The sequence below is a fragment of the Flavobacterium sp. 1355 genome (genome assembly GCF_017833415.1).
GTDB lineage: Bacteria > Bacteroidota > Bacteroidia > Flavobacteriales > Flavobacteriaceae > Flavobacterium.
The window spans coordinates 213,381-227,763 of the sequence record NZ_JAFICC010000002.1; the positions used below are offsets into that span (position 1 = coordinate 213,381).

16 protein-coding genes are annotated in these 14,383 nt (G+C 33.2%); 1 reads left to right on the forward strand and 15 read right to left on the reverse strand.

Annotated elements, in window-relative coordinates:
• Positions 1 to 38: 38 nt before the first annotated feature.
• Positions 39 to 458: a CBS domain-containing protein gene (locus tag JOD96_RS03355; RefSeq protein WP_209562854.1), complete on the forward strand. Its 420-nt coding sequence runs from the start codon at positions 39 to 41 to the stop codon at positions 456 to 458.
• A gap of 46 nt (positions 459 to 504) precedes the next feature.
• Here the strand turns inward: JOD96_RS03355 and JOD96_RS03360 are convergent, their stop codons facing one another.
• The 15 genes from JOD96_RS03360 to JOD96_RS03430 all read right to left on the reverse strand — a co-directional run bounded on the left by JOD96_RS03360 (position 505) and on the right by JOD96_RS03430 (position 14,380).
• Complete coding sequence (locus JOD96_RS03360; RefSeq protein WP_209562855.1) at positions 505 to 1,758, reverse strand: murein hydrolase activator EnvC family protein; 1,254 nt, start codon at positions 1,756 to 1,758, stop codon at positions 505 to 507.
• Between the two features lie 23 nt (positions 1,759 to 1,781).
• Entirely contained in the window at positions 1,782 to 2,561 is a 780-nt protein-coding gene (locus tag JOD96_RS03365) for a DUF4292 domain-containing protein (protein ID WP_209562856.1), read from the reverse strand.
• A gap of 14 nt (positions 2,562 to 2,575) precedes the next feature.
• Entirely contained in the window at positions 2,576 to 3,928 is a 1,353-nt protein-coding gene (locus JOD96_RS03370; protein ID WP_209562857.1) for a tetratricopeptide repeat protein, read from the reverse strand.
• Between the two features lie 42 nt (positions 3,929 to 3,970).
• Positions 3,971 to 4,987 (reverse strand): sugar phosphate nucleotidyltransferase, encoded by a 1,017-nt coding sequence (locus JOD96_RS03375; RefSeq protein ID WP_209562858.1) that lies wholly within the window; start codon positions 4,985 to 4,987, stop codon positions 3,971 to 3,973.
• Positions 4,988 to 5,110: 123 nt separating this feature from the next.
• Positions 5,111 to 5,545: a dUTP diphosphatase gene (dut, locus tag JOD96_RS03380; protein WP_116752296.1), complete on the reverse strand. Its 435-nt coding sequence runs from the start codon at positions 5,543 to 5,545 to the stop codon at positions 5,111 to 5,113.
• A 52-nt stretch (positions 5,546 to 5,597) separates the two neighbouring features.
• The gene (locus JOD96_RS03385) at positions 5,598 to 7,058 is read right to left on the reverse strand and encodes a lipopolysaccharide biosynthesis protein (RefSeq protein ID WP_209562859.1); all 1,461 of its coding nucleotides are present in this window, start codon (positions 7,056 to 7,058) and stop codon (positions 5,598 to 5,600) included.
• Between the two features lie 93 nt (positions 7,059 to 7,151).
• Positions 7,152 to 7,598 (reverse strand): GNAT family N-acetyltransferase, encoded by a 447-nt coding sequence (locus tag JOD96_RS03390; RefSeq protein ID WP_209562860.1) that lies wholly within the window; start codon positions 7,596 to 7,598, stop codon positions 7,152 to 7,154.
• Positions 7,599 to 8,175: 577 nt separating this feature from the next.
• Positions 8,176 to 9,036, reverse strand: a complete 861-nt coding sequence (gene atpG, locus JOD96_RS03395; protein WP_209562861.1) for an ATP synthase F1 subunit gamma — start codon at positions 9,034 to 9,036, stop codon at positions 8,176 to 8,178.
• Between the two features lie 89 nt (positions 9,037 to 9,125).
• A complete protein-coding gene (atpA, locus tag JOD96_RS03400) occupies positions 9,126 to 10,703 on the reverse strand; it encodes a F0F1 ATP synthase subunit alpha (protein WP_209562862.1) in 1,578 nt (525 codons plus the stop codon).
• 37 nt (positions 10,704 to 10,740) lie between these two features.
• Complete coding sequence (gene atpH / locus JOD96_RS03405; RefSeq protein WP_209562863.1) at positions 10,741 to 11,274, reverse strand: ATP synthase F1 subunit delta; 534 nt, start codon at positions 11,272 to 11,274, stop codon at positions 10,741 to 10,743.
• 4 nt (positions 11,275 to 11,278) lie between these two features.
• A complete protein-coding gene (locus JOD96_RS03410) occupies positions 11,279 to 11,770 on the reverse strand; it encodes a F0F1 ATP synthase subunit B (RefSeq protein ID WP_209562864.1) in 492 nt (163 codons plus the stop codon).
• A 78-nt stretch (positions 11,771 to 11,848) separates the two neighbouring features.
• Positions 11,849 to 12,049 carry an ATP synthase F0 subunit C gene (gene atpE / locus JOD96_RS03415; protein ID WP_031453874.1) on the reverse strand — a complete coding sequence of 67 codons (201 nt, stop codon included), beginning with the start codon at positions 12,047 to 12,049 and terminating at the stop codon, positions 11,849 to 11,851.
• A gap of 40 nt (positions 12,050 to 12,089) precedes the next feature.
• Positions 12,090 to 13,265, reverse strand: a complete 1,176-nt coding sequence (atpB, locus tag JOD96_RS03420; protein ID WP_209562865.1) for a F0F1 ATP synthase subunit A — start codon at positions 13,263 to 13,265, stop codon at positions 12,090 to 12,092.
• 517 nt (positions 13,266 to 13,782) lie between these two features.
• On the reverse strand, positions 13,783 to 14,004 hold the full coding sequence (locus JOD96_RS03425; RefSeq protein ID WP_209562866.1) for an AtpZ/AtpI family protein: 222 nt from the start codon (positions 14,002 to 14,004) through the stop codon (positions 13,783 to 13,785).
• On the reverse strand, positions 13,970 to 14,380 hold the full coding sequence (locus JOD96_RS03430) for a polymer-forming cytoskeletal protein (protein WP_209562867.1): 411 nt from the start codon (positions 14,378 to 14,380) through the stop codon (positions 13,970 to 13,972). The genes JOD96_RS03425 and JOD96_RS03430 overlap by 35 nt, the downstream gene beginning before the upstream one ends.
• Positions 14,381 to 14,383 lie beyond the last annotated feature (3 nt).

The following is a 14,383-nucleotide window of genomic DNA, read 5'->3' on the forward strand; positions in this document are numbered from 1 at the left end:
TTATACAAATTTGATATAAAATATAACAACTATCTATTATGAAAAAAAGAGAACCAATCAGTCATATAATGACTAAAAGTGTAGTTACAGTAAATCAAAATGATGACCTTAAAGAAGTTGTAGCAAAATTAAAATCAAATTCTATCCGCCATATTCCTGTCGTGAATGGGAAAGAGGTAATTGGTATAATAAGCCGCACTGATATAAATCGCTTAACTTTTGGCGCTCTGTTTGATGGTCAGGACGGAGCTGATGAAGCTATTCTGGATATGCTTACTATTTCTCAAATTATGACTTCAAAACCAAAAACTGTATCCTCGGAAACTGTTATCAAAGATTTAGCAGAAATTTTTGTGAAGGAAGAGTTTCATGCTTTGCCGGTGGTTGATAATGGTGTCTTAAAAGGAATTGTCACCACTACCGATGTTATCCGTTATTTATTAGAACAATATGATTAATTAGTTTTTTCAACAAAAAAGGGAGCAAAATTTGCTCCCTTTTTTGTTATCTGTTTTGTAACCATCCTTCCGGATTATTGTTTGATGTATTTTGAAGAATCAAAAACTTAATAATTGTTTTTCCTGTGTCTCCACTCGTTCTTACTTTTCCAATACTTTGTTTGATGTTTACTTTATCCCCTTTATTTACAAATACCTGGCTTAAGTTTTGATAAACGGTAAAATAATCTCCATGCTGAATCATAACCGCTCTGTTGATTGGTGATAAGACAATGATACTCGACACTTCTCCTTCAAATACCGCCCGGGCATTTGCTCCTTGTTCTGTAGTAATTTCTACTCCCGAATTGTGAACGGTTAAAGAAGGAACAAGAGGATGTGGCTGATCTCCGTAACCAAGTGATATAAATCCTTTTTCTACCGGCCATGGTAATTTTCCTCTGTTTGCTTTAAAGTCAGCAGCTAAAATCTTTCCCTCCGGAGTTAAAGCAATTTTTGATGAAGAAACCGGTCCTGTAGAAGCAGTTGATCCAGGATTGTCTTTCGCTTTTTCAAGAGCAGCTTTTCTGTTTGCTTCTGCAATAGCTTCACGAATTAAACGATCAATTTGTCTGTCAATTCTTTTTGCTTCCTGCTGCTTGCTTCTTGTATCGGCAATAATTTTATTTTTATCTTTTTTGATCGAATTAACAAGTTTTTGCTGTTCTTTTTTCTCAGCTTCTAAAGCGATACGTTCTTTATTATTTTCGGCAATAATCTTTTTCTTAACTTGTCTCTGGCCGTCTAATTTTGCATTGTAATCTAATAATTGGGAGCTTTTTGACTGAATTTCCAAACCTTGATTTTTTCTAAAAGCGGTATACTGTTTTAGATATTGTGCTCTTTTATAAGCCTGCAAAAAGCTTTCTGAAGATAAAATAAACATTGCCCTGCTTTGTTCTGATCGGCTTTTGTATGATTTTAAGATCATTTTAGCATAATCCTCCTTCAGAATTTTTAATTCTCTTTTTAACTTATTAACCTTAAGCTGATTAATATAAATATCATTAGTCAACAGCTTTTCTTGTTTTGCTGTCGTATTGATTAGTTTTTCTTTCAGTTTGATTTTATTTGCCTGAATCAAAATTACATTAACCGCCGATTTTTCTTTTTTCTTTACAGATTGCAACATTTTTTCGTTGTCTCTAATTTCCTGCTGAATCTGAGCTTTTCGCTGTTCAAGTTTTTCTTGTTGCGAATCTTGTGCCCACATAAATGTTGTGGTACATATAAAAATTAGGCTTAGGAGAAATTTTGGCATCTTTCTATTTTCTTTTTGCAAATTTACTTAATTATAACCTTTTTATAGCCACTTGGAACACTATAAGGAAAAGAAAGTTCTTCGTTGAATGAAATATTAGTGTAATTTAAATTAATATCTGTTTTCCCTTTAGGCTGAACAGCATTAATTTCAATTGTTGTCGGGATTGTTCCCTGATCAAAAACTTTGTTGTCAGAGTATCTAATCTCTAGCATTCTGTTTTCTGCAGGCTGGGAAATTTGTTCTTTTTGCAACAAATACTTTTCTGGTTCCAGAAAGAAAGTTTTTTTCAGTTTGGTATCTTTCTCATCTTCTAAACGAAAAAGATTTTCTACAATTGTCTGCGTATATTTTCCTTTTCTCAAATCATCCAATGCTTCTCCGACCAATAGATTCTGAACTTTGCTGTAATCCAGTTCCGTTCCAAGCCATTTACTAAGACTTGTAAAATCACCGTCATAATAAGTACTGTTTATCTTTTCGTAATAACTTACCGAATTTGGTGTAATCAATGCTTTGGCCATTGTAATTCCCAAAAAACGAACGCTTACTAAAATCTGTTTGTCTTTTTCGATTTTGATTTCGGCTGTAACATTTTGACTTTGTTTTTCATCAACATATTTTGCACTTGCTTTTATGTATAATGTCGAAAAATCCAGTTTGTTTTCGTAATGCTTTTCTACTGCTTTTTTGTCTGTTTTTGCTTCAACAACTTCATTTGTATTGTTTTGCACGGCAACAGCTTTAGATTTACACGAAATCATAAAAACCGGAACCAATAATATCACTATATATTTTTTCATCTGCATTTAGTCTTTTACTTTTTTTTCTTTAATAACTCATTTGCCTTCAAAAAGTATTCCTCTTTTTTCTTAGCGTCTCCCAATCCATTATAAGCTTCACTTAATTGTATGTTAAAATTTGCCTCAAGTTTTGTGTCATCAACAACATAATCCAGTCCCATTTCCAAAACTGTTTTTGCGTTTTTAAACTGCTGTAATTGATTGTTTCCCAGACCTGCATAGTAATAAAATTGAGGCTGGCTCGGATAAACTTCAATCATATTCATTGCTCTTTTTGTCATCGGCTCAAATTGTTTTGCCTGTGTATAAGCTTCAAGCAAAAGCAAATTGGTTTCACGATCTGTATCTGAATTTGCTTTTAAAGCTTTTTCATAATATTTAATTGCATTCTCAAATTGGCTTTTATTGTGATAAAATTTACCAATTTCTTTGGCTACATTGATTTCTTTATCGTTATCAAAATAGGAAACTGCTTTTTCTAAATCAGGAGCATATTGCGGATTTTTATTTACATAAAGCAGAAATTCATTAAGCGTGCGATGTTTTATTTTTGAATCAATTTTTGCACTTGACAAAATTGCATTCATCGATTTAATAGCTTTATCTGCTTGATTATCGTCCAAATATCCTTTAAATAAACTTACCTGTCCCCATTCAGAATTTGGAATTTCTTTTGCCAGTTGTTTCGCAACTTCCAACGCTTTATCTGTCTCCTCTCCTTTTGAATACAAAAAAATCAGATTCACATAATTCGATTCTTCTTTTGGATTCTTTTTAATCTGATCAATCAAATTACCGATTTCTGCCTTTTGGTATTTCCCCTGAGACAAAATTTGGTTTTTATAAATCTCACGATCTGAAGATTTTCCAAATTTTTCGTTCATCTCATTAATAGCAACAAGAGCTTTATCGTATTGATTGGTAATCATGTATAACGAAATCAGATCGTCTTTATATTCTTCATCAAAAACAATAATTTTCTGAATTGTTTCTATTGCCAAAGGGTAGTTTTTTGTTTCGAAGCTTACATCATAAATTCCAAGCCAGAACCATTTATTCTTTGGATTTAGTTGGGTTGCTTTTTCAAAAGCATCCTGCGCATTTCTATATTCTTTTAATGCCAGATAATTTTTTCCCAATTCAAAATAAGCTACAGCATCATTAGGTTTTAACTTAATACATTTCTCCAATGATACAATTGCTTTGTCATAATTTTCGATTCCTTTTTGTTTTAATGATTCATAAAAAGAGTCCTGATATTCATCTGTTGCCATTGCTATATCCTCCGGTTCAGTCTGAGCCATAACCGATGGCATATTGCCAAGCAAAGTGATAAATAAAAATAGTAAAACTCCTTTTTTGATCATTTTTATTTTCTATTTAAACAATGTGAATCTTAAATTATTGTTTTATTCCAAAACTGAATAATCACCAATGCTGATGCTGGTAAACTTACCATCATAAACAACGTGATTTCCTATCATTGCATTATCTAAGTTAGCATTTTTTATTTGAGAATAAGTCTGCACTAAGCTATTTTTAACAGTACTGTCAATTACATGGCATCCTTTTCCTAATGAAACGTTTGGTCCTACTGTCGCATTTTTTAATACTACATTTTCACCGATATAACAAGGAGGAATAATTGTTGCGTTTTCTAATTTTACATTATAATCAACCAAATGTTCTCCGTCATTGTGTAAAAAGCCTAACATTCTTGAATTCGTTTCAACAGTAACATCTTTATTTCCGCAGTCCATCCATTCGTCGACACTTCCGGTTTTAAAAACCTTTCCGTTTGCCATCATGGCCTTAATTCCGTCATTGATTTGATACTCACCACCATTTTGAATATTATTATCTAACACATTCTGAAGTTCTTTTTTTAAGTCGCCAACTTCTTTAAAATAATAGATTCCGATTACTGCCAAATCGCTTACAAATTCTTTTGGCTTTTCGACCAATTCTATAATCTCGTTATTTGGGTTTAATTTTACAACGCCAAATGCTTCTGGCTGTTCTACTTGTTTAACCCAGATTACAGCATCTGCGGAAGGGTCCAATTCAAAATCAGCTCTGATCAAAGTATCTGCGTAAGCAATAACTGCCGGACCTGACAAAGATTCTTTTGCACACATAATGGCGTGTCCCGTACCCAATGGCAAATCCTGACGGTAAATTGATGCTTTTGCTCCTAAACTTCCGGCTAATTCTTGTAAACTTTCTACAAGGTCATCACCAAAAAAAGCAGGATCTCCTAATATAAAAGCAACTTCATCGATAGGTTCTTTTAGAATTTTAGCGATATCCCCGACTAAACGATGAACAATAGATTTCCCTGCAACAGGAATTAATGGTTTTGGAACTGTTAATGTATGTGGTCTCAGTCGTGATCCACGACCTGCCATTGGAACGATTATTTTCATTTGATTTTATTTTTATGGGAAGATTTAAAATCTTCAAGTGTTGGTTTGGTTCAAATTAGTTTACCGCAATTCACCTGTTACGAAAGTGTTTTATTCTAAGGTTTATAAAGATGGGATTGAAAATTATTTCACTCCCGTGCTTCCAAAACCTCCCTCTCCTCTGGATGTAACAGAAAGTTCTTCAACTTCAATCCATTCTGCTCTTTCGTGTCTGGCAATAATTAATTGCGCAATTCTTTCTCCGTTTTCAATTACAAAATCCTCATTAGATAAATTTACCAAAATTACTCCAATTTCTCCCCTGTAATCAGCATCAACTGTTCCGGGTGAATTCAAAACTGTTACTCCTTTTTTGGCTGCTAAACCACTTCTTGGACGAACTTGTGCCTCATAACCAATTGGTAATTCAATAAAAAGCCCTGTTTTTACAATTGTTCTCTCCAAAGGTTTTAAGGTTACAGATTCTGTTAAGTTTGCACGCAAGTCCATTCCTGCAGAAGCAATTGTTTCGTAGTTTGGTAAATCGTGTTGTGATTTATTGATAATTTGTATTTTCATTTTTATTTTTAAATTCTTAAAATGTAGAGATTGGATTCACAAAAACCCAATCTTATTTTCTATTCATAATTCCTTTTATTGTACTTTTCTCGTTATGATAAACAAAATAAATAAAGATTAAAAGCAGCGGAATTCCAACATAATATTTTTCTCTAAATCCGTAAAAAGAAATAGCAGAAAATAAAATCGAAATACCCAGATATGCCCCAATTTTCTTTGTGTCATATGGTATTGGATAGTATTTGTTTCCTAAAACATAAGATATTAACATCATTGAACCGTATGCTGAAATAGTCGCAATTGCAGATCCGTAATAACTATATTTTGGTATTAAAATATAATTTAAAACCAGAGTTACTATAGCGCCGACAATTGAGATATAAGCCCCAATTTTTGTTTTATCTGTAAGTTTATACCAAACTGACAAGTTATTGTAAATCCCCAAAAAGAAATTGGCAAGTATAATAAGAGGCACTACTTTCATGGCCTCCCAATAGGATTTGTTGTCCAGTAAAAGAAATTTTAAAATATCTGCAAAAACAATTACTCCAAGCAAAATCAGTGAACCAAAAATCACAAAATATTTGGTAATAACTGCATACGTTTGGGGCGCATTTTCGTTTTTGGCATGGCTAAAAAAGAAAGGTTCAATACCTAGTCTAAAGGCAGTTGCAAATAAAACCATAAACAATCCAAGTTTATAACATGCAGAATAAGCACCTACTTCTGACTTCGCCAAATTTTCAGGCAGTAAATAACCTAATAAAATTTTATCAAAGTGCTCATTTACTGCAAACGCAAGACCGGCGACCAAAATAGGCAAACCATATTTCATCATTTTTTTCCAAAGTACAGGGTCAAATTTTCGCCCGAGCGAAAGATAATTTGGAGACAAAACAATAAAAGTAGCCAAACTAGCCAGTAGGTTCGCAATGAAAATATAGGCAATTTGGAAATTCTCTACATATAAATTATCCCAAACAGAATTAGGATGTGAAGCTGCAAGTTTTGGGAGATATATTAAAAAGAAAAAATTCAGTAACATATTGATTACCACATTTCCAATTTTAATTGCCGCATAAACCATTGGCCTCTGATTGGCCCTAAGTTTAGAAAATGGTACTAAAACCAAAGCATCTAAAACTAAAATCCAAACAGAATAAGTAACATATTGTGCGTCGACCTCGGCCCAGCTTGCCAGTGTATTTCTGAAAATTAACGCTGCAAATAGAAAACCAATTGAGGACCAAAAAATAGATATTGTAGAGGTTGCAATAACATTTTTCTTATCATCTTCAGCACTGTAAAACCTAAAAAAAGCAGTTTCCATTCCATAAGAAAGTACCACATTAAAGAAAACCATCCAGGAAAGAACAATCGACACTTCTCCATATTCTGCTGTTGGCAGAATACCTGTATATAATCTCACCAATAAAAAACTGAGCATGCGAGGTAAAACCGTTGCGAGCCCGTAAATAGCGGTTTGTTTGAATAGATTTTTATATAATCCCAAAATTTTTTTTGTAATAAAAGTTTATACAACAAAAATAACCATTTCTTTGGTTAATTATTGTTTTGTTGATTCAATAAAAACGTAATTGTAAATTTATAACGTTAATTTATTTTCATCTAATACTTTAACAAAATGAAATCCTTTTGGTCCATAACCCTGATTATAATAAAAACGGTGTGCTGCAAAATTTCCTGTAAATGCATCTAAGACAATACTGCTGCAATCCAGAGCCAAAGCTTTTTGTTCTATATAATCGGTTAATAACTTTCCGATCCCTTTTGAACGGTGCTCCGGATTAACAACAAAATTATCTATTTCAAGATATTTGCCTGTCCATAACTTTGTTGCAGACCAACAGCCTGTAATACCCAAACAAATATTATTCTCAAAAACCACAATTTGAGTATAATTATGGGGAACCATCGCAGAAAGATACTTTTCATATTTTTCAGCAGAAAGGTTGGGATAAAGAAATCGAATGGTCTCAATTTGAGCCAGCATCTCTGGGATAGTAGTAAATTCCTGAATTTGTAATTCCATTGTTTATAAAAATAAATAGCAAAAATACTCAATTTTTCTTCTTGCATTTATACAATTTTAAAACTAAACATGTGAAATATGTAAATTAATGTCAAAAATTATGTAAGATTTTTTTCTTAAACTCTTCTTAAATTTGCTACATAGGGATTGAGAAAGAGCTGATTTGTAACCCTTAAAAAAACATAGCACTGGGACTGATAAAGCTTGTTTGTTCCCATAAAAGACAAAGCACAAGGGATTGATTCTGCTGAAATGTAACCCTACAAAAACAGAGCATTGGGACTAATAAAGCTAGTTTGTTCCCATAAAAGACAAAGCACAAGGGATTGATTCTGCTGAAATGTAACCCTCAAAAAAACAGAGCATTGGGATTAATAAAGCTAGTTTGTTCCCATAAAAGACAAAGCACTGCAGGTGTCTACGATCTGCCAATAAATCTTAAAATGGTATTGATTCTCGGTTTTTGAATTGATCGAGAATCACCATTTTAAAATCAAAAAATTTTCAAAAAAACTTATATATAAAAGAAAAGGGTCAACAATTGTTGACCCTTTTCTTTTTATTCTTAATATATTATTTATCCGTTCAAAGCTTCTGCTCCACCAACAATCTCAAGGATTTCATTAGTAATAGCTGCCTGACGTGCTTTATTGTAAGTCAACTTCAATTGATTTCTCAATTCAGTTGCGTTGTCAGTTGCTTTATGCATAGCTGTCATACGCGCTCCGTGCTCAGAAGCAAACGAATCACGAATGCCTTTATATAATTGTGTTTTCAATGATTTAGGAATCAAAGTTAACACGATTTCTTCTTTTGAAGGCTCGAAAATATAATCTCCGGCAGTAACTGTTTTGTCTGATTGAATCGGAGCTAATGGTAAAAACTGTTCTACTTGTACAATTTGAGTAGCAGCATTTTTAAATTGATTATAAACCAATTCAATTTTATCGTACTCACCAGACAAGAATTTTTCAGTTAGATTTTCTGCAATTCCAGCAACATTATCAAAAGTCAAATGATCAAAAATTGCATTATGATGACCGTGAACTTTATGCGTTTTTGCTAAAACATCATTTCCTTTCTTACCAATAGGAAAAACATCAACCTGTTTTCCTGCGTAAAATTCAGTACGGTTTTTAATTTCTTTAATTACGTTTGAATTAAATGCACCACATAAACCTCTGTTTGAAGTTATAGCAACAAGTAATACTTTTTTTACTTCACGCTGTGTGGTGTATGCACCTCCTACTTCACCTTCAAGTGAAGCGGAAAGATTTTGCAGTAACTCCGTTAATTTCTCGGCATAAGGGCGCATTGCAGTGATTGCATCTTGTGCTTTCTTAAGCTTTGCAGCAGAAACCATTTTCATAGCCGATGTAATCTGCATCGTCGATGAAACGGAAGTAATTCTATTACGGATTTCCTTTAAATTTGCCATCTATTAATTAGAAAATGTGATAATTTGAAAATTAGATAATTAGAAGTAATCCTAAGACATTCTAATTATCTAATTTACTAATTATCTAATTAGTTATATTTTGCTGAAATTTCTTTTGCTGCTTTTTCGATAACATCAGTAATGTTGTCATCCAACTTACCAGCTTTCAACGCGTTAAGCGTATCTTTATGTTTACTGTTTAAGTAAGCTAAGAAATCTGCTTCAAATTCTTTTACTTTATTTACAGGAACGTTTCTTAATAAGTTTTTAGATCCAGCATAAATAATAGCTACTTGGTTTTCAACAGGATAAGGATCATTCAAACCTTGTTTCAAGATTTCAACGTTTCTTTTTCCTTTTTCAATTACGTTTAAAGTAACTGAATCCAAGTCAGAACCAAATTTAGCGAAAGCTTCTAATTCACGGAATTGAGCCTGATCTAATTTTAAAGTTCCAGAAACTTTTTTCATTGATTTAATCTGAGCATTACCTCCAACACGAGATACAGAGATACCTACGTTGATCGCAGGACGAACTCCAGAGTTGAACAAATCTCCATCAAGGAAAATCTGACCATCTGTAATCGAAATTACGTTTGTTGGGATATATGCAGAAACGTCACCAGCCTGAGTTTCGATAATTGGCAATGCTGTTAATGAACCGCCACCTTTTACGATAGACTTGATAGAATCTGGTAAATCATTCATGCTTTTAGCAATTCCATCATCTGCAATTACTTTACAAGCACGCTCTAATAAACGAGAGTGTAAGTAGAAAACGTCTCCAGGATATGCCTCACGTCCCGGTGGTCTTCTTAATAAAAGAGAAACCTCACGGTAAGCAACAGCTTGTTTAGATAAATCATCATACACAATAAGTGCAGGACGACCAGAATCTCTAAAATATTCTCCAATTGCAGCACCAGCGAATGGAGCGTATACTTGCATTGGAGCTGGGTCAGAAGCATTTGCAGCAACAATAACTGTATAAGCCATTGCACCTTTTTCTTCTAACATTTTTGCGATTCCTGCTACAGTTGAAGCTTTTTGTCCAATTGCAACATATATACAGAATACAGGTTTTCCTGCATCGTAAAATTCTTTTTGATTTAAGATAGTATCGATACAAACAGTTGATTTACCTGTTTGACGGTCACCAATAACAAGCTCACGTTGTCCACGACCAACCGGGATCATAGCATCAACTGCTTTTACTCCTGTTTGTAATGGTTCAGTAACTGGCTGACGAAAGATAACTCCAGGAGCTTTTCTTTCCAATGGCATCTCGTATAAAGTTCCTTCAATTGGACCTTTACCGTCAATCGGAAGACCAAGTGTATTAACTACACGCCCAACCATTTTCTCACCTACTTTAAGAGAAGCGATACGTTGTGTTCTTTTTGCAATTGATCCTTCTTTGATTCCTGTTGATGGTCCTAAAAGTACAACCCCAACATTATCTTCTTCAAGATTCAATACAATAGCTTCAAGTCCGTTTTCAAACTCAACTAATTCACCATATTGTACATTAGATAACCCGTAAATACGAGCAATACCGTCTCCAACCTGAAGTACTGTTCCTACTTCCTCTAGCGTAGCACCAGATTCAAAACCTTCTACTTGCTTTCTTAATATTGCTGAAATTTCAGCAGGTTTGATTTCCGCCATCTTAATTTATAATTTAGACACTTTATGTGTAATAAAACTAATTACTTAACTCTCTTTTTAATACTTGTAATCTGTTTGCAACTGATGCATTGTATTGTTTATCTCCAATTCTTAAAATAAATCCCCCAATTATTGAAGGGTCTACAATATTCTCAATTGTTATTTTTTTATTTGACAATGTTGCAATTTTAGCTAGAACTTTAGCTTCTAAAGCTGCATCCATAGGAATAGCTGTTGTAACTTTTGCTACTTCAATTCCATTACTTTCATCAAATAATTTATTATATTCTACAGCAATTGCTTCTAGAATTTCAAATCTTTTGTTCTCAAACAACAAACGGAATAAACCTTTAGTAACACCATTTGCATTTGAAAAAACCTCCAAAAGAGCACTTTCCTTCACCTCACCTTTTATTGTTGGATTTAGAATAAATGCACTCAATTCTTCATTAGTGCTAATTGCCAAAGCAATAGACTTCATGTCATTATTGACAACTTCGGCAATACCTTTAGAGTTTGCCAAGTCCAGAATTGCTTTTGCATAACGAATTGCTGCTCTTGTACTTGCCATAGTCTTAGTTTAACTTTACATCACCTAACATTTTCTCTACCAATTTAGCCTGAGAATCTTTGTTAGATAATTCTTCTTTCAATAATTTTTCAGCAATTTCAAGAGACAATGAAGAAACCTGAGATTTTAAATCTGCCATTGCTGCATTTTTTTCAACTTGAATAGCATTTTTTGCCTGTTCAATCATTTTTAAACCTTGCTCTTGTGCCTCTTTTTTAGAATCAGCAATAATCTGCTCTTTCATTTCACGGGCTTCTTTTAATAAAGCATCGCGTTCCATTCTTGCCTCCTGTAGAATACGTTCGTTATCTGCAGTTAAATTTTGCATTTCTCTACGAGCCGCTTCTGCAGATGCCAAAGCATTGTTAATAGATTCTTCACGGCTCTTTACAGCTCCTAAAATAGGCTTCCAGGCAAATTTTGCCAAAAGAATGAAGAAAACAATAAAGATAATTGTTGTCCAAAAAATTAAACTTTCTGGTGAAGTTAATTGCATAACATTATATATTTAAAATTGTTTTGTCTTTAAAAAAACTTCCTGAAGCCAACCGCTACAGGAAGTTTTAGATTTTAATTATTTTGCGATTAACGCAACAACTACTGCGAAAAGTGCAACACCTTCGATAAGTGCAGCAGCAATAATCATAGCAGTCTGGATTTTTCCAGCAGCTTCTGGCTGACGAGCAATAGCGTCCATTGCAGAACCACCAATTTTTCCAATACCAAGACCTGCTCCGATTACAGCTAATCCAGCTCCGATTCCAGCTAATACCATAATAATAAATTTATATAGTTAATAATTAATAAAACTCTGATTAATGATGATCGTGCTCTTCAACGGCCTGACCAATAAATAGTGCTGAAAGCAATGTAAATACATACGCCTGCAAAGCAGCAACTAACATTTCTAAAACAGACATGAATAAAACAAACGCTCCAGAAACTGGTCCGATAGCAACTGTTTTAAAAATAAAAATCAAAGAAACTAAACTTAAGATAATAATGTGACCTGCTGTAATGTTTGCAAATAAACGAATCATTAAAGCAAAAGGTTTTGTAAGCATCCCGATAATTTCTACAGGAATCATAATTGGAGCCAACCACACAGGAACTCCCGGTGTATTAAAAATGTGTCCCCAGTAATTTTTGTTTCCGCTTAAAGTTGTAACAACGAAAGTAATAAATGCCATTACAAATGTAAAGTATATATTTCCTGTAAGGTTAGAACTAAATGGGAAAAAAGGAATTAAACCGATAAGATTGTTGATCCAGATAAAGAAAAAGATAGTCAAAAGATATGGCATATATTTAGCATATTTTTTTGTACCTATATTTGGTATTGCAATTTCGTCTCTTACAAAAGTTACAAGAGGCTCTAAGAAACCTGCTAATCCTTTTGGTGCATTTCTATTTTTCTTATATGATCTTGCTACTGCAAAAAATACCAAAAATAAAATAATTGCAGACATTAACATTGAGAATACATTCTTTGTAATTGAAAAATCCAAAGGTCTTGCATTAAATGCAAAAGCTCCATTGTCTCTTTCTTCTGCTGTCATTGCTTCAAATTTGTCAGCATAAAAAATAACTTCTTTATAACGAACTAATTTTTGACCATTAACATCAATAACATGATGACCTAAATTATCGTGATGAAATTTTTCTGATGAAAAAATCTCCAATCCATTATTAGTCCACAAAATAACCGGAAGGCTAAAAGAAATTGGGTGACCATCCCAATCAGCAATGTGGAAATCGTGAGAATCTCCAATGTGCGAATTAATCAATTCACTTGCATTAAATTCCTTTTCTTTTTCGTGTCCAACACCTTCTCCGTGACCGTTTGCTACTGCATGATTCTCCTCTGTTACCACAACCTTTTCGTGTTCAGCAGAAACGCTACCAATAGGAGTTGAAGCGAAATTGATCGACGATGTAAATGCGAATAAGGCAACTAGTAAGTACTGAACTGGTTTATTTGAACTTATCATTATTAAATCTGTATCTAATTTTAGGTTTCAAAAATTTTTTGCAAAGGTACATATAAAATTGAAAATCGAAAATATATCGATGTAATTTTTAATATTTCATTTTTTTAACTACAATTTAATTAATAATGAGTTAATTAACTTTTATTAATTAGTCTAATTGTAAAGTATGTTTCAAAAAGTAAAAATAAAAAATAGGGGATAAAAAACGTGCTGACATCTGTGATCGGATCTTTGATATCAGATTTTATAAATGGAATTAGAAAAACGACTGCTGCCATCATCCGAAAAAGACTCGCTCCAAGAAAAGTTAATCCAGTGTAAGTCGGGAAGGTTTTGTTTACATAAATCAATAAGAGATAAACCACGAAAGTAGATACAATATTGAAAATATAAATACTCCATGCGGAGTAGAAGAAACTAAATTGTGAAGATAGGGATTGCATCACAAAATATTGTGATGCAAATAGTACAATTGAAAAAGGAATGAAATATTTTAAAAAATCTACAACTCTATTCATTATTTGTTTAAGTTTTTAACTTGCCTTATGACATTATAAAGTGCCAAAAAAACTGAGAACAAAGATAGAACTATTGTCCAGACAGAAGATCCGTTTGAGTATTTTTCATCAAGCCACATTCCGAAATAAGAAAATGCAAGAATAATAATACCCATTTGAAATGGGATATTAATGAGTGCGATCCATTTATTCCGTTGGTTTTTGTTCGGTTCCTTTTCCATTTTTTTCCGGGATTTCTTTCGAAGTTGTAATCATGGTACAGGTTGCTGTAAACTCAGCTCCTGGTTCGATCGAAAGTTTTCCTACCAGAACTTCGCCGTGTATTTTTGCAGTAGCTTTTATATTAAGGATTTCCAGCACTTTTATTTTTCCGTGGAATTCTCCTTCTATATCTGCATTGTTACATATTATTTCTCCTTTTACAGCTCCTTTTGCTCCAATTACGAGCTTACCTTGTGAAGTAAAATTTCCTATCAACTCTCCGTCTAATCTAAAATCAGCTTTTGAGACAATGTCTCCGACAATTGATGTTCCTTCAACAATTCTATTAGTTTTTCCTAACAGTTCTGTACCGGGTTTTTTAACTTTTTCAAACATTAT